The sequence below is a fragment of the Streptococcus sp. 3.1 genome, from assembly GCF_016648915.1.
Lineage (GTDB): Bacteria > Bacillota > Bacilli > Lactobacillales > Streptococcaceae > Streptococcus > Streptococcus salivarius_E.
In genome coordinates this window covers 34354-58042 of record NZ_JACLQV010000013.1, presented here as the reverse complement: position 1 = coordinate 58042, position 23689 = coordinate 34354, and the positions used below count along the sequence as shown (strand labels likewise).

Below are 23689 nucleotides of genomic sequence, written 5' to 3'. Positions count from 1 at the left end.
TTAAAATTTTACTATTACATTGTTTTATATATTCTCAATAGCTTTGGTAATAAAATGATTGATAATCTTAGACCTAATAATCTTGTAATCTTACCGGTTAAATTAAACGAACTATTCTTTATTTCATTTGAAAATTACAAAAGATACTTGTATTTTTTTAACAGATACATAATCTCAGAATTTGAAATATATTGACTTACATATGGTAAGACTGAGATATATGAAATTGCAAAGTAAATATTTATCGCTTTACGAACATTATTCTTACATTCTCCAATATTCGTTAAACCTATATCTATACTTTTTAATATGTCATATACATTTTTTTCTTTAACCACATTAGTAATACTTCCAATTCGATTCTGCCTGTACTTATAAGATTCTATATTCAAAATAGAATATTTCGCAGTTAGTTTTAAAAGATATGAACAATATAAGCAATCCTCTGATAGGAATCCAACAGGAAAATCTAAAGTTTCCTCAACAAATAAATTTCTTCTGATACATTTGTTCCATGCTGGAGCCGTTAAAACACTATTCCTAACCAAGTCAATAACGTTTTCTTCAATATTTCCTGACTCTGGAACAGAGTTAAAATCAATTCTAGCACTCTCATCTTTTCCATAATACTTATCATAAGAAAAAATTACTACATCGCTTTTATAGGTATCAATATTTCTAGATAAGTTATCAAGGAACTCTAGATTACTCCAAAAATCATCACCATCAACAAAGAGTATAAACTCACCTTTAGAGTGTTTAATTCCAGTATTTCTAGCTGCAGATAATCCCCCATTGTCTTGATGAATTGTCCTTACCATTTTGTATTTAGAAGCTAACTTATCGCAAAGTTCTCCTGTCACGCCATCTGTAGAACCATCATCAATAATAAGGATTTCATAGTCTGATGCTTGAAATTTCTGATTTGCTAAGCTAGTAATACACTCTGATAAGTAATCTGCAACATTATAAGCAGCTACCACAATTGAAAATTTCATATTATTTTTTCTTTCTAAAAATAGTATAAGGACTCGTAATAAAATAAATTACTAACGATACAATTAACCATGAAATCATAGCACACAAAAAGGATAGTGAGGCACCCAATATTTCATATTTCAACACAAGTGTTCTTGCAGTCATTATCGAAACCAAGTAACCAACTACAAAAGAAATGATTAAATAGTGTTGTTTTCTAAATACTGTTAGAATGTTATCACACACAGTTGAGAAGGTACTAGCAACACCACCCATCAATAAAATTAAAAAGCTACTTTGATACTGTTTCAAATCTGTTCCATAAACTATATCTAATGCTGGAATAGCAATGAAAGCTCCAACTATATAGATGAGTGTACATGTACCTAATAAAATACGAAATAGATTATTTTTATACGTAATAAAATGAGAAATTTTCTTTTCTTCAAGAAACACTGCAAGTTGTGTAATCATTGGTCTTAGAAAAATAATCATTAAATTCATTGCAAATATCGGCGTAAATAAAATACTAAAGTCTCTTTGAACACCATTACCAATTAATCCCTTATTATAAATATCATTTAAAGCATACTTTGGTTGATTGTAAATTGAAACTAATAGAAATGCATTAATAAACAATGGTAGACAATCTTTAAATACATTAACAACTTTGCGCGGTTTTACATTTCTGAAATTTAAGATATGGAATAACCTTGAATTAGTATAATCAAATAAAGCAATAAAAAGAAATGAGCTTATTGTTTGCAATATTACTGACCACAAGAGATTTTTTGAAACAAGTAGAACTATAGCAAATACAACAGTAGAGATTGTATTTCTCAAAAACAATGATTTACCTGCAATATCTAATCGTTCTCTTTGTTGAAATAATCCTTGAAAAACGTCTGATAGAGCTTCACTCACTCGGAAAAAAGACACCCAAAATATTATACCTATATTTGCATGTGTATTAGGATTTAAAATGATATAACCAATCAAAAGTAGAACCATTAAAATATTTGAAACTATCCTAGCAATCAAGTAAGTATCAAAAGAATACTTTTCTTTGATATCTGTCGCCTGAAAATCTCTTACTTGAAAACTAGCTACAATCACAAATAAATTAGCAATAGCATATGCAAAACTATAGATATCTGCTGAAGCACTATCTAAAACACGAGTAACAATAAAAAGAAGGATTACGGAAACAGCTGCGGAAGACATACTACCAAGGATATTCCAGAAAAAAACTTTTTGGGGAGTTACATTTTTCAAGTACTTTACTCTCTTTCGATTAACAATATTCCACTTATTATATCATAAGATTTTTAGAGGAATGGAAAACATAATTACTTATAATATCTCTCTTTAAGTAGCATTTTAAGCTTCTAAGATATTACTACTGATTAGTCATTAGAATTTTGTGCTTTTACATACTGCCTCATTATTAATCGTGCTATCCATTTAGGCCAGAAAATTTCAAACGTCTCTAAATCTTCTTTCGAACGAGTGTTATCACTAATTGTTTTAGAAGTCTCTGATTCTTGATGAATACGATGACACATTAGCTCCTTCGGAACAAAAGAGAAGTAACCATTCATACTACCAATTTTATACCAAGCAACCCAATCCAAATTCCCTTTTAAATTCTCATCAAATTGGAAACCTTTGAGTTTATCAAGATTGTAGGTTACAGCAGGACAACATATAGCATTTCCAAATGCTAGAATTCGTCTTCTCCAAATTTTATTTGAGGATAATATATTTATTGCTTTCAACATGAAGGTTTTGATTTTCAAATTTGTTGTTTTAGCAATTTTTTGTCCATCTTTTTCCTCAAAGTAATCAGAATAAATAATTAGAGAATCTGGTACTTTACTTGCCTTCTCCATAATTTCTAGGGAGTAAGTAGGAAGATAGTAATCGTCTTGATGAGCAATAGTAGCATACTTCGTTTTAACGAAGGAAAGTGCATTGTTCCAATCTTTCCCTATTCCCCCTCCTACTTTAGAGTGGTAAGGAATATTATATTTCAAGCACAAGTTTTCAATATAATCACTAGGAGTCGACGTATACAAAATCACCTGAGATTTCAACTCTTGATTTACTAATGATAAAATACATTCCTCTAGGAATGGGCTATCTCCATAAGCACATATAACAAATGTATGTTGATTTTCTGAAGTCATTTGTCTCCTTTTTTATTTAAATAGTCATTAAGATATTTCATCCCTAACTAAAACGACTGTATAATCTCTTTTACTTATCTTTCCCTCTCAAGGCAATTGTTTGTACTAAGTTTTTGAACTTTGTATCAAGTTTAGATAAGCGAACTGTTAATTGATATTGATTAATCAGTAGAAGGAAAATGATAAAGAGGAAAATAAAGTTTACCGCCGAAACAATTCCTAATGCTCTCGCAATTATCTCAGCTATTTTTGGAAAGACACTAAATACAAGTAAAACTAGTGAAAAGAAAATCCAAAATAGTGAGTCATTAATTTGGACTTGAGATTTTCGAATCCCTCTAAGAATAAAGGTAACGGTTGCTAGAGATACAAAAATTAGAACAATTTGAAACCAAATAGTCATGGAGTCTAGCCTCTCTTTCTAAAGTTTTGAATAAGTAGGATTGACACAAACATATGAGTCATATATTTAATCGAACGAGAGAGAGTCAAATAACTTTCTCCCGCTTGTCTATCTTCCATTCTAACTTGTGCTTCCGCAACTTTTACACCATTACGGATGAGATAAGAAACGGTATCTGGCTCTGGACCATAGTTAATATTAAGTGCAAACTCTTTAATTAAATCTTCTGAGAACATTCTCATTCCTGAAGTTGGATCCTTGATTGTTTTACCAGTGGTAAGTTTGATGGCTGAACTTATCAAGATATTTCCTAACATTCGTAAAGAATTTGGTCGTTTCTCTGTAACAAATCTAGAACCAATAACTAAATCAAAGCCATCATTGATTTTCTCTTCCAAACTTTGAATATATTCAGGTAAGTGTTGACCATCAGCATCAAATTGCACCGCTTTTTTATAACCATGCTCATATGCATATCTTAAACCTGTTTGAAAAGCCCCAGCAAGACCGAGATTCACTGGCAAATCAACAATATTGTAATGATTCTCATGGCAAATTTGTGAAGTTTTATCACGGGAACCGTCATTGATAATAACGTAGTCATATTGAGGATAGTTTTGAATGATGTTGTTAACAACATTTTCAATTGAGCCTTCTTCGTTATAGGCTGGGATAATAATGAGTAAATCTGACATTTTTATACGTAGTTTCTCCTGAAAACTCTATTGAAAAAGGGCAGCCAAATATATTTCAGATTAATTCAACTGACCTTGGTTTTTATTTCACTTCTTGTTTGTAAAACTCTTTCAAAGCATCTTGCCATGTTGGGATGACAAATCCAGTAGCCTTAGCCTTAGCCAAACTCATTGTTGAGTTAAGAGGGCGTTTAGCTTTAGCTGGGAATTGACTTGAATCTACAGGCTTCACTTCAACATCAGTCTCTTTGAGGATTTCAACCGCAAAGTCGTACCAAGTTGTATCTTCTGCTGCATCATTTGACAGGTGATAGTAACCGTATTCCTTCCGGTTTTCAGCCAAATAAGTCATAAACTCTGCCAATGTACGTGTCCAAGTTGGACGACCATGTTGGTCATTAACAACTGTAAGTGTCTTGTGAGTCTTGGCAAGATTTTGCATGGTGAAGACAAAGTTCTTACCATAGTTACCGAACACCCAAGCTGTACGGATAATGTAGTAGCTTGAAACATGTTTTTCAACTAACTCTTCACCCATACGTTTTGTACGACCGTACTCTGTCTGTGGATCTGGTTTGTCATCAACTTCCCACTCTTGACCGACTGGTTTTTCACCATCGAAAACGTAGTCTGTTGAAATATAAACTAGCGTTGCACCATGTTTTTCAGCAGCCTTAGCGACATTTTCAGTACCTGTCACGTTGATAGCATAGTCAAGCTCTTTACCTTCATCTTCAGCAGCATCAACAGCTGTGTAAGCAGCACAGTGATAAACCAAGGTTGGTTTTACTTCCGCAAAAACTTCATCTACTTTGGCAGCATCTGTGATGTCCATTTCTGCCACATCTACTGCTACATATTCTTCGTTACGTTCGTCAAGAAGGTGACGAAGCTCAGTTCCGAGTTGACCATTTGCACCTGTTACTAGAATCATATTTTTCTCCTTGTAGTTTCCAATAATGTCAGTTTCATTTTAACAAAAAAAGCAGAAAAAATCTGCTTTCATCCTTAGTTTTTCCACGCAGGTGTAATCCCTAAGATAAATCCTCTATAGACAATTGTAATTAAATATAATATTAAAACACTGGATGTTGAAAAAATAGCAATATAATACTTAGCTTTTGGGGATATTTTAAAATTCATTTTCATTCCTAACCAGGACATCAATGGTATAAGAAAAATAATGTATGCATGTAAATATCTACCTGTCAGATCATCAAAAGAAAAATGTTCAGGATGTGAGCTATAAAAGCCTAAAAATATACCAAACCAATTTAATAGATAAACTATTAGACCAGCTAGAGCAGTAGGTAGTCTGTATCCACTCTTTTGAGTTGACATCATTACTAATACTAAACAAACAATCCAACAGATATTCACTATATCCGGAAGATTATCCTGAACTACAGAGAATAATGTTGCACCCCTCCCACCCATAGTTGCAACATTAAAGTAATTATTGAAAAATACTTTTATCAAATCGGGAATATTATAGACTCTGTGAACAAATAAAACAACTGTTAAGAATAATAAACTAGTTACAATTGCTAATAACACTCTTGATATTCTAGAACAACGTTTAAGTGCTGATAATATAGGATTATATACTATTGGAATCCCCAATAATACTGGTAAAGCAAAAATATAGTTAAGTTTTGTTAACAAAATCAATGCTATAGTCATTACTGTATAAACAACATCTTCTTTCCTTACATCTGATACTTTTTTTAACTGACTCAAATACAAGAAATTTGTCCCAAAGGCTGCTACAGCAAGAAACGCAAAGATATCATATGATGGACTAGCTATTTTTTGCATAAAAGGAACAGTAAATATCATCAAGAAAATCAGATGATCAAACTTAGCCCTTCTAAAAATTAGATACATTCCTCCCAAAAAGAAGATTAAATTAAATAATCTAGCAGAAAATAGCATTACACCATAACTTGGATAAACTATCCTTCCTATAAGTAAACCAATTGCGGGGATAAAATGCCCAACATCTATTTTTGATGTTAGATTTTGATCGGTTAAAACATTAAATTTAATTCCATCATTGGCAACACTTTTAATCTTTTCACCATAAAATTTTCTTATAGAAATTTGTTTAGGTTGGCTAATAGCAATAAGTTCAATTTCTCTTAATTTTTTTTCCGAGGTCTCCCTAGGAAATGTCTCGGAAAACATAGAATAACTTTTTGCCATATGGAAGCCTTCATCCCCATTTGAAAGAGGATAAGCTGCAAACAATGATATTAGACCAAACAAAAGAACAATTAACATAAAGGCGTTAATTGTTTTCTTTTTTTCACTCATTCCTTCACCCTTTTTCTTTAATAACATACACTGGCCGTTTCTTGGTTTCTAGGAAAATCTTTGAAATGTAGTTCCCGATGATTCCCAAGGCTAAGAGTTGGATTCCTCCGATAAAGAGGATGATTGAGACGAGGCTTGCCCAGCCTGCAACACTCCCACCTATAGTTAGTTTTCGGATAACGACAAAGACAATTCCAACCAAAGAGATTAAGAATGAGAAGGTTCCTGCCCATGTGGCAAGCTTCAACGGTACTTCTGAGAAGTTGATAAAGCCATCAAGTGAATAGCTCAATAGGCTCCAGAAAGACCATGAGGTTTCTCCTGCTACACGTTCACGATTTTCATAAGAGACGTAGGCCACATCAAAGCCGACCCAAGAAAAGAGCCCTTTTGAAAAGCGGTTCACTTCCTTGAGCTCAAGGATGGCATCAACGACTTGACGAGTCATCAAGCGGAAATCACGCGCCCCGTCTACCATTTCTGTGTCAGAAACTTTATTAATCAACCAATAAAAGGCCTTAGCAAAGAGTGAACGAATAGGTGGCTCACCCTTGCGGTCAGCACGTCGTGTCCCGACAACGTCGTAACCTTCTTGGATTTTGGCATACATCTCGATGAGAAGTTCAGGTGGATCCTGAAGATCGGCATCCATAACTGTGACGTAGTCGCCTTCAGCTGCTTCAAGGCCTGCAAGTAAGCCTGCTTCCTTCCCAAAATTACGAGAGAAAGAGAGATAGTGAACATTTTCAAATTGTTTTGAAACCTGTCTCAGAACTTCTAAGGTGCGATCTTTTGAACCGTCATTGACAAAATAATAGTTGAAAGTCAACTGATTGGTCATTTGTCGTTCAACTGCCTGACAAGCCTCTAAAAAAGGATGGATGGTCTCTTCCTCGTTATAACAAGGAACAACGATAGCCAGTGTTTTCATAAGCCTTCTCCTAACGAATACCTAGGGCGATACGGGCATAACGGCTCATTTTTTCGATAGTCCATGCTGGTGTCCAGACCAACTTGACCTCAGTCTTAGTGACTTCAGGCACTTCTTTCATAGCGTCATAAATTTGGTCTGTCAAAAGATCTGCCAAAGGACAGCCCATAGTCGTCAAGGTCATGTCGATTTCAGTATAGCCATCTTGCTGGAAACGAATATCGTAAATAAGGCCAAGATTGACAATATCAATCCCCAACTCTGGGTCAATGACCATTTCTAAGGCTTCCAAGATACGGTCTTTGATTTTTTCAATTTCTTCTTCAGTGTATTTTACTTCAGACATAGCTTTTCCTCCAAAATCAGGACCTAATAATCAGGCCCCTTCCATTTACTATCTTAGTCTTCAATAAAGTCTTTAAGTTGTTTACTACGGCTTGGGTGGCGCAATTTACGAAGGGCTTTAGCTTCAATCTGACGAATACGTTCACGAGTAACGTTGAAGACTTTACCAACATCTTCCAAAGTACGCATCTTCCCATCGTCAAGACCAAAACGGAGACGTAGAACGTTTTCTTCACGGTCTGTAAGGGTATCAAGCACTTCATCCAATTGTTCACGAAGAACCACACGAGTTGTGTAATCTACTGGATTTTCGATAACTTCATCCTCGATAAAGTCACCCAAATGGCTATCATCTTCTTCACCGATAGGTGTTTCAAGAGAAACTGGCTCTTGAGCAATCTTAAGGATTTCACGAACCTTATCTGGAGTCATATCCATACGTTCTGCAATTTGTTCAGGTGTTGGGTCTTGTCCCAACTCTTGCAAGAGGTTACGTTGTTCACGGACCAATTTATTGATAGTTTCAACCATGTGAACTGGGATACGGATGGTACGTGCTTGGTCTGCGATGGCACGAGTGATTGCTTGACGAATCCACCATGTCGCATAAGTTGAGAATTTGAAACCTTTAGAGTAGTCAAATTTATCAACGGCTTTCATAAGCCCCATATTACCTTCTTGAATCAAGTCCAAGAACTGCATACCACGTCCCACATAACGTTTAGCAATTGAGACTACCAAACGAAGGTTAGCTTCTGCCAAACGTTGTTTCGCTTCCAAGTCACCATTTTCAACAGCGATAGCCAATTCTTTTTCCTCTTCGTTACTCAAGAGAGGAACTACCCCAATCTCTTTGAGGTACATACGAACAGGGTCATTGACCTTAGCTGAGTTTGAACCAAGAAGCTCCTCGTCTGTCAATTCTTCTGGTTTTGGGGCTTCAACAACATATTTAGATGAAGGATTTCCGTCCTTATCAGTGATAGAGATACCACCGTCTGTCAAACGTTCCAAAAGGTCATCAATCCCATCAGCATCAAGAACAAATGGGATAACTAGTTTCTCTGTGACTTCATCATCAATTGCTGTACCAGCCTTTTTGTGGTTACGGATGAAATCAGCGACTTGAACGTTAAATGCTGTATTTTGTTTTTTCTTTGCCATGTGTTACTCCATATCTCGTTTTTGGTCGATGAGCATTTGCAGCGCTTCTACCGCTGCATCCACATCACCGTGGTTACTTGATTCTCTTATTTGTTTACTTTGCCTACGGAAGTCCTGTTCCCTCAGAAAATGATTTCTACGCTCTTCAATAGCCTGGACTTCCTCTAAACTGGTTTCAGGTGGCAAAATCTCCTCTAAAACCTGATAATAGGCTGTTTGCACCTCTTGAGAAAGTACAGACAAGGCCACCGTATCGATTTGACCATCTTGCTTCAGAATATGATAGAGCTCCTCTAACTCAGGTGTTTGGAAGAAAAACTCCTCTCTCATGCGATAGTCATTCAAAATCATCGGATGATTTAACATGCGATGGAAGAGTTGGTTTTCCGCTCGACGAAGGCCTGTAATCTTAGGTGTAGAAGGTAGTTTGACCGTCCCTCTGAATCCTGACGCTGAAGACTCATAAGCACTATTACTAGCAGCCGATAATTGAGCCGTCTGCTGATTCCTCATAGTCAATCGTTCGTTATTGACCGCTTGCTCGACTTGGAAAAAATCAAAGTCTGGCAGAAGGTCAGCCACCTTGGAAATGTAGGAATTTTGTGCCGTTACAGAAGGTGACTTGGCAATAATCTTAGCAATCTGCTCGACATAGGCAATCTCTGCTTGAAGATTGTCTACATTGGCAGGCTTGAGCTGTCCTATCCAAAATTCCACATCTGAAATGCGGGATTCGACCAAGAGTTTACCCAAAGCCTCTTCAGATGTTTTCTGTAGATATTCATCAGGGTCCATATTATCTGGAATTTTAACAATATCGACTTGAAAATCCGATAAAAGCTCAAGAGACTTGGCAATCGCATTTTGCCCAGCCTTATCACCATCATAGGTAAGAACAATTTTCTTGGTTAACTTACGAAGACGATTGACATGCTCAGGAGTCAAAGCCGTTCCCATAGAAGCCACTGCATTAACATGCCCAGCTCTATAGGCCGCAATAACATCCATGAACCCTTCCATCAGATAGACCTCATGGGTTTTCTGTATCACTGGCTTAGCCTGATTGAGGTGGTAGAGTTCATAAGATTTATTGAAAATGCGGGTAGCCCTTGTATTTTTGTACTTGGCTTGTCCTTTTTCAATATCTTCCTTAGTCCAAACACGCCCTGAAAAACCGATGGTCTTTCCAAACTCATTTTTAAGCGGGAACATGATTCGATTTTTAAAGGTATCGAAAAGACGATTACTTTCAGAAAGATTAAAAAGACCTGATTCTGTCAGTACCTCTTCGTCATATTTTTTTGATACAGACTGATAGAGGTAATCTGGTTCGTCAGGGGCTAGACCAATCTGGAAGGTCTTAAGTAAATCGTCAGTCATGCCACGTTCATAGAGGTAGGCACGCGCTGCTTCTCCTATCTTAGTCGTCATCAAGACTGCGTGATAAAACTTCAGCGCATCCTCATGAAGATCATAGAAAGCTTGATTAGGAGAATTCTGCTGCTGAGCCTGTCTTGGTGCATCTATCGTAACTGCAATACCTAAGCGGTCTGCCAGAACCTTGACACTTTCTTGGAAAGAAATCTGACGATATTCTTCTAAAAATTTGAAGACATCGCCAGACTTGCCACAACCAAAGCAATGGTAAAACTGCCTATCCTCAATAACGTTGAATGAGGGAGTTTTTTCCTTATGGAAGGGGCATAAGCCAAGGTAATTACGACCTGCGCGATTAAGACTGACAACTTCACCAATCACGTCGACGATATTGGTACTACTCTTAATATCTTCTATTAAAGCTTTATCAATTACCATCTAATCGCCCCCTATCTTACCATAATTGCATTACCCCTAATTATAACACGATGAAAAATGAAAGTAAAATAAAATCGATTTTTTCATGAGCAAATCTCTTGTCAAGATTTACAAAATCAGATAAACTATTAGAAGTAAATAAAAGAAAGGATTCATTGTCAAAATGATTAAAGAACTTAAAGACTTTTTGTTCAAGGGTAACGTCCTTGACCTCGCTGTAGCCGTTGTTATGGGGGCTGCTTTCAACGCTATTATCACTTCACTTGTTGGTGATATCATCACACCACTTATCCTTAACCCAGTTGTTAAGGCCGCTAACGTTGAGAACCTTTCTAAATTGTCATGGAACGGTATCGCATACGGTAGCTTCTTGAGCGCAGTTATCAACTTCATCATCGTTGGTACTACTCTCTTCTTCGTTGTTAAAGCTGCTAGCAAAGCAACAGCTCTTAGCAAAAAAGAAGCTGAGGATGCTGCTGAAGCAGCAGGTCCATCACAAGAAGAATTGCTCGCTGAAATCCGTGATCTTCTTGCAAACAAATAATCTTTATTTGTTCAACTAAAAACATATAAAACTTAAGACGTCTGAAATCTCAGATGTCTTATTTTTTTTGTATCTCAGGACTACTAACTGACTTATTTATTCGATAAAAAGAAAAAAACTTGAGAAGACTCAAGATTTTTCTGTTAATTTCATTCTTAATTAGAATTTTTTACGTTTGCGAGCTGCCTCTGATTTACGTTTACGTTTTACAGAAGGTTTTTCGTAATGTTCACGTTTACGAGCCTCTTGAAGAGTACCAGCTTTAGTCACAGAACGTTTGAAACGACGAAGAGCGTCGTCAAGTGATTCGTTTTTACGTACTACTGTTTTTGACATTGAATTCACCTCCTCAAGATAATGTAACATTTTACACGTTCTATTCAAGTATACAAGACTCGTCTTTTTCTGTCAAGAAATATATTTTAAGTTTGAGATTTTTTGACATCAAGGCTATTTTCTAAATCTTATTGGAGATTATCAGAGGCTTCGCCATACAAAAAACTAGAGGAGTCATCCTCTAGTCTCTCTTTTATTCAACTGCTGTATATTTAGAAGCATCCTTGATGTACTCGTCGTAAGTACCGTTGTCTTTCAATTTCTTGATAACCTTGTTTACTGCTTCTTTCAATTTGTCATTGCCTTTAGCCATAGCGACTGCTTTAGCATCACCATCGTCAACTTTGAGGGCAACACTTGCCAAAGCCAAATCTGGATTTTGTGCCACGTAACCTTCTGCTACTGGTTTTTCAAGGTCAACAGCATCAACTTGGCCAGACTTAACTTCGTTAATAGCTTCACCCATTGCTGTAAGTGATACGACTGTTGAGTCTTTCAACTGTTTCTTAGCAAGGCCTTCTTCGATAGTACCTTTTTGAACAGCTACTTTTTTACCCTTGAAAGCATCTAAGCTTGAGTAGGTAGATTCTTGATCTTTACGAACGATGATAGCATTTTGTGTTTCGTAGTAAGGATCTGAGAAATCGAAGGTTTTCTTACGTTCATCAGTCACTGAGATACCAGAGATGGCAATATCAGCCTTACCAGCTTGAAGGCTAGAAAGGACATTGTCAAAGCTCATTGTTGTCACTTCAAGTTTAACCCCAAGTTCATCAGCGATAGCTTGTGCCAATTTGATGTCTGAACCGACAACTTGGTCTTTACCGTCTACCAAAGTTTTGAACTCAAATGGTGCATAGTCTGGACTGACAGCCACGACAAGTTTTTTATTTTCTTTAATAGATTCGTAAGCGTCTTTTTTTGACCCACATGCTACCAAGGTAACAGCAGCAAGGAGAGCCATGGCTCCAAGGAATAGTTTTTTCATAAGAAACTCCTGTATAAATATAATTTTTGCTCGTTTATTTTACTTAAAATTAGTGGTATTGTCAACATTTATTAAGAAATTGCGACAGTTTTTCTAAGCCCTTTTGAAGGACTTCCTTATCACAACAATAACCGATGCGGACATGGGACTCCTTGTCAAAACGGTTCCCTGGAACCACAAGCACACCATAGTCCTGAAGAAGCTCTAAGGCAAAATCTTCGATAGGACGATTCACATCTAATTTGACGAAGGAAGTTGACACACTAGCAGGCCTAACCCAAGACGCCTTAGGCTCTTTGGCAATCCAGGCATCCATAAGGGCGAGATTTTCCTCTACAATCTGACGGTTGCGTTTCAAGATGGCCTCTTTATTTTCCAAGACAAGGGTAGCCACCATATCATCAAAGACTCCAGCACAAATCATCGTGTAGTCGCGGTAGTCACGTAGAATGTCCGCTACCTCAGTGTTAGAAGCTACCCAACCCACACGAATACCAGGAATGGAATAGGTCTTTGAAAGACTGTTGACGGCAATGCCCTTTTCATACAAATCCACAATAGAAGGTGCAGGTTGGTCAAAACTGCGATAGACCTCATCTGAGAAGATATAGGCGTCTACTTCTTTAGCGATAGTCACAAGCTCCTCAAGGTAAGCAGTATCCATAAGGGCACCAGTAGGATTGTTGGCATTGTTAATGCAGATCATCTTGGTATTTGGGTGAATCAGACGGCGAAGTTGGTCCAAATCAGGCAACCAGTTATTGTCCTCCTCAATCTCCCAGAGGTCCACATCTGCTCCTAGTGACTTAGGAATGTCATAGAGCTGCTGATAAGTTGGATACATGGAAATGACATGGTCCTCAGGCTCAATAAGCGCATAAAGAGCTAGCATCGTCGCTCCTGTAGCCCCATTAGTTTGGAGGATATTATCAACCGGCATGTCCTTGTATAAGCTAGACACTTGAGTTTTGAACTCTGGTGCCCCTTCAATCCAGCCGTAATCCATCTTTTTCTTTAGTAGTTGAGCAAAAAAGGCTTCCTTATCAAGGCCTGATAAGTCAAATAATTCTTCCATTGTGAGGGCCTTAATTGAAACTCCTGCGATATCATATATGGCAGACTTTTCATGGACATTCAGCCATTCTTCAACACCAAAACGTGGTAGCTTCATAGTTTCTCCTTGCTTTTCTTAAGCACTCTATACGATGTCATTTGTCTATTTTGACAAACTTACCTACTTTGATAATAACTGTTTTTAGCAGAGAATTCAATAAAAAATGGGGTATTGCCCCATTTAGATTTAAGAATTTTTGGCGACTCTCCTTGAGTGAGCAAAGCCAACACCAAATGAGACTTTCCGCCGTTGATGAAAGCACCTGAATTTGACTCGTTTCAGGTGCTCAGAAGTTTTTAATTTACTTACTTTGTTTGTAGGTTGATGCTTCTTTTAACCATTGGTCAAATTTTCCAGAGTCTTTAGTCTCTTTGATGACGGCATTGATTTCTTTAAGCAAGTCATCTGACCCCTTACGTGTTGCCACTGCATAAGCATCTGAACCGTCTGACTTGAGGTTAAAGTTGGCAAGGGTTAAATCATCATTTTGAGCGATATAACCTTCTGCAATGGCCTTCTCAAGTACAACTGCTTGAAGCTGTCCTGACTTGAGTTCATTAATCATTTCGCCATTTGAAGCCAGTGATACGACACTTGCCTTAGAAATTTGTTTCTTAGCAACGGTTTCTTGAACAGACCCTTTTTGCGTACCGACAGTTTGTTTTGCGAGACTATCAGTGCTTGTATAGTCATTTACCTTGTCTTTTTTGACAATCACTACATTTTCTGACGTATAGTAGCTGTCTGAAAAATCATAAACCTTCTTACGTTCATCTGTCACCGAAATCCCTGCAATGGCGATATCCGCTTTACCACTTTGCACGTTGGCAAGAACATTATCAAAAGACATCACGGAAAATTCAACCTTTACGCCGAGTTTTTCACCGATAGCTTTGGCCAACTCGATGTCTGCTCCAACTAGCGTATCTTTACCGTTAACCAATGATTTGAACTCAAATGGTGCAAATTCTGATTCTGTTGCCACGACAATTTTCTTCTTTTCCTTAATCGTTTTAGGACTTACTCCCTGACTTCCGCTACAAGCAACTAGAAAGCAGGTAGCGACTAGAGCTGTAAGGATAAACCAAAATTTCTTCATATGATAACTCCTTATTTGCTAGAACTCTTAAGTGAAAGAGTGTAGGCATCTTGAACATAGCTGTCAATCTTACCTTCTTTTTTGAGTTTAGCGATAACCTTATTAACCTTTTCTTTTAGCTTATCGCTTCCTTTAGGCATTGCTACAGCATAGGCATCTTTTGAATCAGACTTGAGCGCGATGTCTGACACAGCTAGGTCGCTGTTTTGGTCTACATAACCTTTTGCAATGGCCTTTTCAAGAACTACTCCTTCAACTTGACCAGACTTCAATTCATTGATGGCTTCGCCAGGTTGCGCCAAGGATACCACATTGGCATCTGACAAGTTGGCTTTGGCGATATTTTCTTGAATAGAACCTTTTTGAACAGCTACAGATTTTTTAGCAAAATCACCTGTTTGTTTGTAAGTTCCTGTCGCATCTTTTTTGACAACAAGCACCGTTTCAGACTCATAGTAAGTATCTGAGAAGTCGAAAATTTTCTGACGTTCTTTAGTGGCTGAGATACCAGAAATGGCGATGTCTGCCTTACCAGATTGAACATTGGCTAAGACATTATCAAAAGACATTTCAGAGAATTTAACTTTTACACCAAGCTCATCTGCAATGGCCTTAGCAATTTCAACATCTGCCCCAACAATCGTATCCTTACCATTTTGGATTGTCTTGAATTCAAAAGGAGCAAAGTGTGGATTAAGAGCAACTGTCAAAGTTCCTTTATCTTGTACCTTTTCCAAAGTGTCCTTCGACGAAGAACAAGCTGCTAAAGTCGTCAAAGCAAAGATCCCTGCAAATCCCAACAAAAGTTTTTTCCATGTTTTCATAATCAATCTCTTTTCTATATTTATTAACTTATGTAAGTATAATAATGCATTATTATGCATTTGTCAATGAAAAAATGAACTTTTATTGATTAAAGTTTTCATTTTTATTAATTTTATCGTCATTACAAAATCTAAAAATTACTTATTTAAAGCTCTCCTATCTGATTTTAACGACAAAAAAACTATTCATTCATTTGAATAAATAGTTCATATTCTTACCAAAATTCTCGGATAAAGTCATTTTCGAGTCGCTCCCGATAGAAAAGTTCTGAGAGATTGTCTTCTTCAAAGACACGTAGCAGATTGAGCATGTCATAAGCTAAATCCATATTAGCTACCTCCTCTCGAGCAACCCAACGAACTTCGCCTTCCTCTGTTGAATGGATTTTTCCTTCAAAATCCGAAGTTCTATAAAGGAATACTAGATAACGCTCATCATCTGTCGTGTAAAAATGCTTCATACCAACTAATTTAGGGTTTTTGATGGTCAAGCCAGTTTCTTCTTCAACCTCACGGATAACTGATTCTACCAGACCTTCATGTGCTTCGATATGGCCACCGGGTAGGGCTGCTCCCGACCAGTAATAACGCTTTGGATCGCGGATTTGCATGACGATATTTCCACGGCCATCTTCGATGAGACACATATTGGTTAAAATAGTTGCTTGTGAACGTGACATATATTTCCTTTCTTACTTATAATGCCTAAGTGATGTAACTAGCCTTAATCCATACTCTTCAGCTCAAGAACCATATCACGGATTTGAGCCGCCAATTCAAAGTCAAGCAGTTCTGCTGCTTCGTGCATTTGTTTTTGAAGTTTCTTGATGGCTTCTTGGCGTTCTTTCTTGTTCATGGCACTGTAGTCCACAGTATCCTCTGCTACTTCTGCTTCATTAGCCTTGGTAATCGAAATAAGGTCACGAATTTCTTTCTTAATCGTTTGTGGAACAATGCCATGCTCCTTATTATAGGCCATCTGGATTTCACGGCGACGAGCCGTTTCATCCATGGCCTTCTGCATAGACTCTGTAATCTTATCCGCATACATGATAACGTGACCTTCGCTATTTCGAGCAGCACGTCCGATTGTTTGGATAAGTCCACGTTCATTACGAAGGAAGCCTTCCTTATCAGCATCCAAAATAGCAACCAGACTAACTTCAGGAACGTCAATTCCCTCACGAAGAAGGTTAATACCGATAAGAACATCAAAGACACCCAAACGTAGGTCACGGATAATCTCAGTACGCTCTAGAGTCTTAATGTCAGAGTGCATGTATTTGACCTTGACACCCATTTCCTTGAGATAGTCAGTCAAGTCTTCAGCCATCTTCTTAGTCAAAGTTGTTACAAAGACACGCTCGCCTTTTTCAGTACGGGCATTAATTTCACCAAGAAGGTCATCCATTTGTCCCATGGTTGGACGAACTTCGACTTCTGGATCAAGGAGCCCTGTCGGACGGATAATTTGCTCAACGACAGTCTCAGTTTGCTCCATCTCATAATCACCTGGAGTGGCAGACACATAGACAATCTGATGAACATGACTCTCAAATTCTTCACGTCGAAGTGGACGGTTGTCAAGCGCCGATGGCAAACGGAAACCGTAATCAACCAACATCTTCTTACGAGCCTGGTCTCCGTTATACATTCCCTTAATCTGACCCATGGTCATGTGACTTTCATCAATCATGATAAGGAAATCTTCTGGGAAGAAATCAAGCAAGGTGAAGGGGGGCTCGCCTTCTTTACGTCCATCCATGTGTCGTGAGTAGTTTTCAACACCATTGGTGTAGCCCATTTCACGAAGCATTTCAACATCGTATTCAGTCCTCTGGCGGATACGTTGAGCCTCGATGAGCTTACCCTCAGCTTCAAATTGCTTAACCTGGGCTTCCATCTCTTCCATAATATTCTTGATGGCTTCTTCCATATGCTCTTCATTGGTCATAAAGTGAGTCGCCGGGAAAAGAACGAGGTGCTCGACTTCACCGAGATTGCGTCCTGTCAAACTTTCAATCTCACAGATGCGGTCAATCTCATCACCGAAAAATTCCACACGAAAGGCGTGCTCATCACGGCTGGCAGGAAAAATTTCGACCACATCACCACGTACACGGAATTTCCCACGTTGGAAATCAATATCGTTTCGCTCAAACTGGATATCAACCAGGTCATTGAGCAACTTATCTCGAGAAATTTCTTGACCAGGACGAAGACTAACCGCTGAATCGGCATATTCTTTGGGCGAACCCAAACCGTAAATACAAGAAACAGAAGCCACAACGATAACATCATTACGCTCAAGGAGGGCCGACGTTGCTGAGTGTCGTAGCTTATCAATTTCATCGTTTACAGAGCTATCTTTTTCGATATAGGTATCTGATGATGGTACATAGGCCTCTGGCTGATAGAAATCATAGTAGGAAACGAAGTATTCTACAGCATTGTCTGGGAAAAACTCCTTGAATTCTCCGTAAAGCTGACCTGCCAAAGTTTTATTATGGGCGATAACCAAGGTTGGTTTATTCACGCGCTGGATGACCTGACTCATGGTATAGGTCTTACCTGTCCCTGTCGCTCCCTTTAGGATTTGAGCCTTTTCCCCACCTTCTATATTATCAACCAAGGCTTCAATGGCCTGAGGTTGGTCCCCAGAAGGTTCATATTTAGAAACCAAATGAAATTGGTTGTCTTCTTTTCTATCTATCATTGTTTTTCCTTTCATTTATGTAATCATTCATCTCTTGGTCGGAGAAGATTTCTCCACTTGTAAGCGGAATTTGAATCATTCGTGTCTCAGCAACGTATTTGCGCTTTCTTCGTGTCTGATAACCGAGTTTTTTATCATATTTCAAGGCCGTTTTACTATCTTTGAAAAAAATGTATAAAACTCTATACCTCTTCCTTTCCCAAGACCTTATATTCCCGAAATCATCGATACGTTTTAGAATATAGTATATAGTCGACGAGTGTTTGGCATCATCCATTGGCGTTGACCAATCCTTCATAACCAAGTCAATCTCAGACAGCGGAATCTCAAAGGTGACCCGTCCACATAATCTTCCATAATAAATAAAGGTATCATTGTTAATTTCCAAAATTTTTTTATGACCTTTAAGTCTCACAATACCATCAACTAAGTTAGTCAGAGCATGAAGAAATATTAGTAAAACGAGGAAGGCAACACAGTTATCCACAAAATTCCCAAAACGATAATCATCTATAAGAAAACAACAGAATAAACCGATGGAAGCGATAAGAAGTATAAGTCCATAGACAATCTGTACCCAAATCATACCTTGCTCAATCTTAACTATCATCTCTTCCTCTTTTACAAACTTTTCTTCTATTTTAACACAGAAATAAAAAGACCGAGTTTTTGAACTCAGCCTTAAAAGTTTTCTTTCTTCAATTGTAATCGAAGGATGATGATACCTACCAACAGAACCACACAGGTAACGATATTCCCTTCTAGACCAAAGGCACCACCTGACAACCAATCAGGTACACCTGACCTGGCCTGAAAGTGCAATAAGCTGCCGCCTGCATTCTGTCCACTAACTGACACGCCAACTAGATTTCCTTGCGCAAAGTTCCAAGCACCGTGAAGGGCAGCAACACCCCAGATATTATCTGTCTTGAGCATGTAAAGAGCCATGAGAACACCCACTAGAACAATACTGATTAGAGACAAGGCGGTAACTCCTTGATTTCCCAAGTGTAGCATTGAAAAGAGAGAACTTGAAATAGCAATTCCCCAAGAAAGGTTCAATCTATTAGTCACCGTCTGAAGCAACCAACCACGTGTCACCAGTTCCTCGGTTCCACCTTGGATAAACCAGAAAGGTATTAGGGAAAGTATGTATAAGAGGGTTTTCTGCGAAAAGTCTACCTTCACAAATTCTAAACCGCCTAGTAAATAAGTCCCAAGGAAACTAACTAACAAGAGCAAAGTTCCAAGTCCCCAACCCTTAAGCAAGTTCAACCAAATATGACCCTTGAAAAATCCAAGTGTACGAATGGGACGTTTTTCAACAACTTTAACCCAGAAAAAGATAGCTAAGGCAGTAAAGGCAAAGGCTCCCAACTGAAAATACAAGGTTGAAAACAATTTATAGGAAATCGTATTTATATCTTGGAACTGAATGTTGCCATTTAATACTAAGAACGAAAGAACAATAGCCATTGGAATTCCCACAACAATCCCTGATAGAAATCCACTTATAAGGAAATAACCAAAGGCAATAAAACAGGACAGCATAATCATCAGCCAACTTGGGACTTTATCATATAGGCTAGTATATTTCTCAAGCATACGTTTCTTCATTTTTTTAGCTCCTGTAACAAATCTTACATGTATTCGATTACAGTGTAACTAATTGACACAAGCTTGTCAAATTCTTCTAAAACTCTTCTCATATCTAACGAACTTTGTTATATTTCCTAACATCAAACTCCAAGAAGTTTGATAACAAGACCTTTTTTTGATAGAATAGGAAGGTATTTTATAAAGGAGACTTTTTATAATGAAGAAAAAACTTCTGACACTCTTCTTGAGTGTCATATCAGTTTTCTTTGTTTTCGGAGCTAAGGTATCTGCCGAGACTATCTCAGTCGTTTCAGATACAGCCTATGCCCCATTTGAATTCAAAGATTCTGATCAGACCTACAAGGGTATCGACGTTGATATCATCAACGAAGTTGCCAAACGTAAAAATTGGGACGTTAACCAAACCTTCCCTGGTTTCGATGCAGCTGTCAATGCTGTTCAATCAGGCCAAGCTGACGCCCTTATGGCCGGTACTACTGTTACCGACGCACGTAAGAAGGTCTTTACTTTCTCAGACACTTATTACGACACCTCAATTGTTATCTACACACGTAGTAGCGATAAAGTCAGCGACTACAAACAATTGAAGGGTAAAACAGTCGGTGTTAAAAACGGTACCGCTTCTCAAACTTGGCTTGATAAAAATGCTAGCAAATATGGTTTCACTGTTAAAACTTTTGACACTAGCGACTTGATGAACAACAGCTTGGATTCTGGTTCTGTTGATGCAGCTATGGACGACACACCAGTTGTTAAATACGCTATTGGTCAAGGAAAAGACTACGCTATCAACATTAAGCCTGAATCTATCGGTAGCTTCGCTTTCGCTGTTAAAAAAGGTGGAAAACACGAAGATCTTATCAAAGATTTCAACGAAGCTCTTAAGGAAATGAAGAATGACGGCACCTACGACAAAATCATGAACAAATGGTTGGGTGACTCATCAAAATCTTCTTCATCAAAACCTTCAGCAGATCTTAAATTGACTGGTGATGCCAACGCAAAAGCCACTCCTGCTAAGGAAACCTACACTATCTCAATGGACTCATCTTTTGCTCCATTCGAATACCAAAATGGTTCAGGTAAATATGTAGGTATCGATGTCGATATCATCAATGCCATTGCTAAAAACCAAGGTTTCAATGTCAAATTGACAAACCCTGGTTTCGATGCATCACTTAATGCTGTACAATCTAGCCAAGCTGATGCCGTATTGGCTGGTATGACCATCACTGATGCTCGTAAACAAATCTTTGACTTCTCTGATCCTTACTACACATCAAACATTCGTTTGGCTGTAGCTAAAGGAAGTAAGGTTAAATCTTACAAGGATCTCAAAGGTAAGACTGTAGGAGCTAAAAATGGTACGTCATCTTACTCATGGTTGGAAGACCATGCTGGTGAATATGGCTTTACTGTTCGTGCTTACGATGAAGCTTCTACTATGTACGACAGCTTGAACTCTGGTTCAATCGATGCTCTTATGGATGATGAAGCCGTTCTTCTATACGCTATCCAACAAGGGCGTAACTTTACAACACCAATTGAAGGTATTGCTACTGGTGAAGTCGGCTTTGCTGTTAAAAAAGGTGCTAATCCTGAGTTGATTGAAATGTTCAACAATGGTTTGGCTGCTATCGTGAAAGATGGTACTTACGATAAGATTATCAATAAATACCTTGATAGCAACAAATCAAAAGAAGGAAGCACAAAAAAAGCTACCGATGAAACAACCATCGTAGGCTTGATTAAAAACAACTACAAACAACTTCTCCAAGGTCTTGGAATTACCCTTGGTTTGACTCTTCTTTCATTTGCTATTGCCATGATTATCGGTGTTATCTTCGGTATGATGGCAGTTGCACCAAACAAGACACTTCGTGTGATTTCACAAGTCTTTGTTGACGTGGTTCGTGGTATCCCATTGATGATCGTTGCAGCCTTCATCTACTGGGGTATTCCTAACTTGATTGAAAACATCACTGGTCACCAGTCACCAATCAATGATTTTGTGGCAGCGACAATTGCCCTTTCACTTAACGGTGGTGCTTACATTGCCGAAATTGTACGTGGTGGTATCGAAGCTGTCCCAATTGGTCAGATGGAAGCCAGCCGAAGCTTGGGTGTTCCTTACAATACAACAATGCGTAAGGTCATCTTGCCACAGGCGGTCCGCTTGATGTTGCCAAACTTCATCAACCAATTTGTTATCTCATTGAAAGATACGACTATCGTATCAGCTATCGGTTTGGTTGAACTTTTCCAAACTGGTAAAATCATCATTGCTCGTAACTACCAATCATTCCGTATGTATGCAATCTTGGCCATCCTTTACTTGGTCATCATCACATGCTTGACGAAATTGGCTAAACGACTAGAAAAGAGACTTAAATAATGGCTGAATTGAAAATCGATGTGCAGGACTTGCACAAATCATACGGCGACAATGAAGTCCTTAAAGGCATTGACGCCAAATTCTACGAAGGTGACGTTGTATGTATCATCGGTCCTTCAGGTTCTGGTAAATCAACCTTCCTTCGTACGCTTAACCTACTTGAGACAGTGACATCTGGTAAAGTAGTCGTTGATGGCTATGAATTATCAGACCCTAAGACAAATCTTGACAAAGCCCGTGAAAATATCGGGATGGTCTTCCAACATTTCAACCTCTTCCCACACATGACAGTCCTTGAAAACGTAACATTTGCACCTGTTGAACTTGGACGTATAAACAAGGAAGAAGCTGATAAATTAGCTATGGATCTTCTTGATCGTGTTGGACTTGCTGACAAAGCCGATGCTACACCTGATAGCTTGTCAGGTGGACAAAAACAACGTGTGGCAATTGCACGTGGGTTGGCGATGAATCCTGATATCATGCTCTTTGACGAACCTACTTCTGCCCTTGACCCCGAAATGGTCGGAGACGTTCTTAACGTTATGAAAGAATTGGCAGAGCAAGGTATGACCATGATTATCGTTACTCACGAAATGGGATTTGCCCGTCAGGTAGCCAACCGAGTAATCTTTACTGCGGACGGTGAGTTCCTCGAAGATGGTACGCCAGATCAAATCTTCGATAACCCACAACACCCACGTTTGAAAGAATTCTTGGACAAGGTTCTAAACGCTTAATCATCACAACAGTTACTCTTGCTAGAGTAGCTGTTTTTGATTACCAATTTGGATAAGAAAAAAAAACAGAGCAAGTGCTAGACTTGCTCTGTTTCTTCATTTAATTCAGGGTGTTTTGCTGCTTCTTCTCTAGCCAAACGTTCACGCTCAAGACGGAGTTTTCGGTTAGGATTTAAGCGTGTAAAGAGTTCCTCAAGTTTCTTTGGATTCCAAACATCGGCCGCAGAAACAAAGTTCCCATCTTTATCCCTGAAGGATATCGGTTTATCTCCCATTGTAAACCTCTTATTTCAATATTTTTATATTTCACCGACTTTGCGCAGTTAGTGAGGTTGATAGGCAATCCGCCATAGCGGCTGCCGTAGACTATCAAGTGCTTGGCACTTAGAGAGTCTTGCACGGTCACGACACGAAGGAAAGTCGGTCGATTATACCGACTTTGCGCAGTTAGTGAGGTTGATAGGCAGAACGCCATAG

At 38.3% G+C, this 23689-nt stretch carries 23 protein-coding genes and 1 pseudogene; 3 read left to right on the top strand and 21 right to left on the bottom strand.

Annotated features, from left to right (window positions below):
- Positions 1 to 14 precede the first annotated feature (14 nt).
- The 11 genes and pseudogenes from H7U02_RS08250 to dnaG all read right to left on the bottom strand — a co-directional run bounded on the left by H7U02_RS08250 (position 15) and on the right by dnaG (position 10836).
- Positions 15 to 998: pseudogene (locus tag H7U02_RS08250) on the bottom strand (glycosyltransferase family 2 protein).
- A gap of 1 nt (position 999) precedes the next feature.
- The gene (locus H7U02_RS08245) at positions 1000 to 2253 is read right to left on the bottom strand and encodes an oligosaccharide flippase family protein (RefSeq protein ID WP_060972647.1); all 1254 of its coding nucleotides are present in this window, start codon (positions 2251 to 2253) and stop codon (positions 1000 to 1002) included.
- 131 nt (positions 2254 to 2384) lie between these two features.
- Complete coding sequence (locus H7U02_RS08240; RefSeq protein ID WP_060972646.1) at positions 2385 to 3167, bottom strand: glycosyltransferase family A protein; 783 nt, start codon at positions 3165 to 3167, stop codon at positions 2385 to 2387.
- A gap of 70 nt (positions 3168 to 3237) precedes the next feature.
- Positions 3238 to 3570, bottom strand: a complete 333-nt coding sequence (locus H7U02_RS08235) for a DUF2304 domain-containing protein (RefSeq protein WP_201043136.1) — start codon at positions 3568 to 3570, stop codon at positions 3238 to 3240.
- Positions 3571 to 3575: 5 nt separating this feature from the next.
- Complete coding sequence (locus H7U02_RS08230; protein ID WP_171968083.1) at positions 3576 to 4271, bottom strand: glycosyltransferase family 2 protein; 696 nt, start codon at positions 4269 to 4271, stop codon at positions 3576 to 3578.
- 76 nt (positions 4272 to 4347) lie between these two features.
- A complete protein-coding gene (gene rfbD, locus H7U02_RS08225; RefSeq protein WP_060972644.1) occupies positions 4348 to 5199 on the bottom strand; it encodes a dTDP-4-dehydrorhamnose reductase in 852 nt (283 codons plus the stop codon).
- Positions 5200 to 5273: 74 nt separating this feature from the next.
- Positions 5274 to 6608, bottom strand: a complete 1335-nt coding sequence (locus tag H7U02_RS08220; RefSeq protein WP_227071900.1) for a DUF2142 domain-containing protein — start codon at positions 6606 to 6608, stop codon at positions 5274 to 5276.
- Positions 6586 to 7512, bottom strand: coding sequence for a glycosyltransferase family 2 protein (locus H7U02_RS08215; RefSeq protein WP_060972642.1), 927 nt, complete (start codon positions 7510 to 7512; stop codon positions 6586 to 6588). Before H7U02_RS08215 ends, H7U02_RS08220 begins: the two co-directional genes overlap by 23 nt.
- Positions 7513 to 7522: 10 nt before the next feature.
- Positions 7523 to 7858, bottom strand: coding sequence for a metal-sulfur cluster assembly factor (locus H7U02_RS08210; protein ID WP_002891474.1), 336 nt, complete (start codon positions 7856 to 7858; stop codon positions 7523 to 7525).
- A gap of 53 nt (positions 7859 to 7911) precedes the next feature.
- Positions 7912 to 9021: an RNA polymerase sigma factor RpoD gene (gene rpoD / locus H7U02_RS08205; protein ID WP_002884252.1), complete on the bottom strand. Its 1110-nt coding sequence runs from the start codon at positions 9019 to 9021 to the stop codon at positions 7912 to 7914.
- A gap of 3 nt (positions 9022 to 9024) precedes the next feature.
- Positions 9025 to 10836 carry a DNA primase gene (gene dnaG / locus H7U02_RS08200; protein ID WP_060972641.1) on the bottom strand — a complete coding sequence of 604 codons (1812 nt, stop codon included), beginning with the start codon at positions 10834 to 10836 and terminating at the stop codon, positions 9025 to 9027.
- Between the two features lie 163 nt (positions 10837 to 10999).
- Between dnaG and mscL the strand changes: the two genes are divergently transcribed.
- The gene (gene mscL / locus H7U02_RS08195; RefSeq protein WP_002884705.1) at positions 11000 to 11380 is read left to right on the top strand and encodes a large conductance mechanosensitive channel protein MscL; all 381 of its coding nucleotides are present in this window, start codon (positions 11000 to 11002) and stop codon (positions 11378 to 11380) included.
- Positions 11381 to 11539: 159 nt separating this feature from the next.
- Here the strand turns inward: mscL and rpsU are convergent, their stop codons facing one another.
- The 9 genes from rpsU to H7U02_RS08150 all read right to left on the bottom strand — a co-directional run bounded on the left by rpsU (position 11540) and on the right by H7U02_RS08150 (position 20074).
- Positions 11540 to 11716, bottom strand: a complete 177-nt coding sequence (rpsU, locus tag H7U02_RS08190) for a 30S ribosomal protein S21 (protein ID WP_002884573.1) — start codon at positions 11714 to 11716, stop codon at positions 11540 to 11542.
- Positions 11717 to 11909: 193 nt separating this feature from the next.
- Positions 11910 to 12704, bottom strand: a complete 795-nt coding sequence (locus H7U02_RS08185; protein ID WP_002886806.1) for an ABC transporter substrate-binding protein — start codon at positions 12702 to 12704, stop codon at positions 11910 to 11912.
- Between the two features lie 61 nt (positions 12705 to 12765).
- Entirely contained in the window at positions 12766 to 13875 is a 1110-nt protein-coding gene (locus H7U02_RS08180) for an aminotransferase (protein ID WP_002891480.1), read from the bottom strand.
- Between the two features lie 244 nt (positions 13876 to 14119).
- Positions 14120 to 14917, bottom strand: coding sequence for a transporter substrate-binding domain-containing protein (locus tag H7U02_RS08175; protein ID WP_104021251.1), 798 nt, complete (start codon positions 14915 to 14917; stop codon positions 14120 to 14122).
- An 11-nt stretch (positions 14918 to 14928) separates the two neighbouring features.
- Positions 14929 to 15741, bottom strand: a complete 813-nt coding sequence (locus tag H7U02_RS08170; protein WP_201043135.1) for a transporter substrate-binding domain-containing protein — start codon at positions 15739 to 15741, stop codon at positions 14929 to 14931.
- A gap of 215 nt (positions 15742 to 15956) precedes the next feature.
- Entirely contained in the window at positions 15957 to 16421 is a 465-nt protein-coding gene (locus tag H7U02_RS08165) for an 8-oxo-dGTP diphosphatase (RefSeq protein WP_060971812.1), read from the bottom strand.
- Positions 16422 to 16465: 44 nt separating this feature from the next.
- Positions 16466 to 18457, bottom strand: coding sequence for an excinuclease ABC subunit UvrB (gene uvrB, locus H7U02_RS08160; RefSeq protein ID WP_021143783.1), 1992 nt, complete (start codon positions 18455 to 18457; stop codon positions 16466 to 16468).
- The gene (locus tag H7U02_RS08155; protein WP_201043133.1) at positions 18447 to 19067 is read right to left on the bottom strand and encodes a hypothetical protein; all 621 of its coding nucleotides are present in this window, start codon (positions 19065 to 19067) and stop codon (positions 18447 to 18449) included. Before H7U02_RS08155 ends, uvrB begins: the two co-directional genes overlap by 11 nt.
- A 71-nt stretch (positions 19068 to 19138) precedes the next feature.
- Positions 19139 to 20074, bottom strand: coding sequence for a CPBP family intramembrane glutamic endopeptidase (locus H7U02_RS08150; protein ID WP_201043131.1), 936 nt, complete (start codon positions 20072 to 20074; stop codon positions 19139 to 19141).
- A gap of 199 nt (positions 20075 to 20273) precedes the next feature.
- Here H7U02_RS08150 and H7U02_RS08145 point away from each other — a divergent pair, with 199 nt between their 5' ends.
- Positions 20274 to 22472, top strand: coding sequence for an ABC transporter substrate-binding protein/permease (locus tag H7U02_RS08145; protein WP_201043129.1), 2199 nt, complete (start codon positions 20274 to 20276; stop codon positions 22470 to 22472).
- Entirely contained in the window at positions 22472 to 23212 is a 741-nt protein-coding gene (locus H7U02_RS08140) for an amino acid ABC transporter ATP-binding protein (RefSeq protein ID WP_201043127.1), read from the top strand. Before H7U02_RS08145 ends, H7U02_RS08140 begins: the two co-directional genes overlap by 1 nt.
- Before the next feature lie 77 nt (positions 23213 to 23289).
- Here H7U02_RS08140 and H7U02_RS08135 read toward each other — a convergent pair whose 3' ends face one another.
- The gene (locus H7U02_RS08135; RefSeq protein ID WP_002884415.1) at positions 23290 to 23487 is read right to left on the bottom strand and encodes a hypothetical protein; all 198 of its coding nucleotides are present in this window, start codon (positions 23485 to 23487) and stop codon (positions 23290 to 23292) included.
- Positions 23488 to 23689: the final 202 nt, after the last annotated feature.

Bases quoted from the DNA above. Each gene is read 5' to 3' on its own strand.
- H7U02_RS08240 (WP_060972646.1), bottom strand. From the start codon at position 3,167: ATGACTTCAGAAAATCAACATACATTTGTTATATGTGCTTATGGAGAT.
- H7U02_RS08235 (WP_201043136.1), bottom strand. From the start codon at position 3,570: ATGACTATTTGGTTTCAAATTGTTCTAATTTTTGTATCTCTAGCAACC.
- rfbD (WP_060972644.1), bottom strand. From the start codon at position 5,199: ATGATTCTAGTAACAGGTGCAAATGGTCAACTCGGAACTGAGCTTCGT.
- H7U02_RS08220 (WP_227071900.1), bottom strand. From the start codon at position 6,608: ATGTTATTAAAGAAAAAGGGTGAAGGAATGAGTGAAAAAAAGAAAACA.
- H7U02_RS08215 (WP_060972642.1), bottom strand. From the start codon at position 7,512: ATGAAAACACTGGCTATCGTTGTTCCTTGTTATAACGAGGAAGAGACC.
- H7U02_RS08210 (WP_002891474.1), bottom strand. From the start codon at position 7,858: ATGTCTGAAGTAAAATACACTGAAGAAGAAATTGAAAAAATCAAAGAC.
- rpoD (WP_002884252.1), bottom strand. From the start codon at position 9,021: ATGGCAAAGAAAAAACAAAATACAGCATTTAACGTTCAAGTCGCTGAT.
- dnaG (WP_060972641.1), bottom strand. From the start codon at position 10,836: ATGGTAATTGATAAAGCTTTAATAGAAGATATTAAGAGTAGTACCAAT.
- mscL (WP_002884705.1), top strand. From the start codon at position 11,000: ATGATTAAAGAACTTAAAGACTTTTTGTTCAAGGGTAACGTCCTTGAC.
- rpsU (WP_002884573.1), bottom strand. From the start codon at position 11,716: ATGTCAAAAACAGTAGTACGTAAAAACGAATCACTTGACGACGCTCTT.
- H7U02_RS08185 (WP_002886806.1), bottom strand. From the start codon at position 12,704: ATGAAAAAACTATTCCTTGGAGCCATGGCTCTCCTTGCTGCTGTTACC.
- H7U02_RS08180 (WP_002891480.1), bottom strand. From the start codon at position 13,875: ATGAAGCTACCACGTTTTGGTGTTGAAGAATGGCTGAATGTCCATGAA.
- H7U02_RS08175 (WP_104021251.1), bottom strand. From the start codon at position 14,917: ATGAAGAAATTTTGGTTTATCCTTACAGCTCTAGTCGCTACCTGCTTT.
- H7U02_RS08170 (WP_201043135.1), bottom strand. From the start codon at position 15,741: ATGAAAACATGGAAAAAACTTTTGTTGGGATTTGCAGGGATCTTTGCT.
- H7U02_RS08165 (WP_060971812.1), bottom strand. From the start codon at position 16,421: ATGTCACGTTCACAAGCAACTATTTTAACCAATATGTGTCTCATCGAA.
- uvrB (WP_021143783.1), bottom strand. From the start codon at position 18,457: ATGATAGATAGAAAAGAAGACAACCAATTTCATTTGGTTTCTAAATAT.
- H7U02_RS08155 (WP_201043133.1), bottom strand. From the start codon at position 19,067: ATGATAGTTAAGATTGAGCAAGGTATGATTTGGGTACAGATTGTCTAT.
- H7U02_RS08150 (WP_201043131.1), bottom strand. From the start codon at position 20,074: ATGAAGAAACGTATGCTTGAGAAATATACTAGCCTATATGATAAAGTC.
- H7U02_RS08145 (WP_201043129.1), top strand. From the start codon at position 20,274: ATGAAGAAAAAACTTCTGACACTCTTCTTGAGTGTCATATCAGTTTTC.
- H7U02_RS08140 (WP_201043127.1), top strand. From the start codon at position 22,472: ATGGCTGAATTGAAAATCGATGTGCAGGACTTGCACAAATCATACGGC.
- H7U02_RS08135 (WP_002884415.1), bottom strand. From the start codon at position 23,487: ATGGGAGATAAACCGATATCCTTCAGGGATAAAGATGGGAACTTTGTT.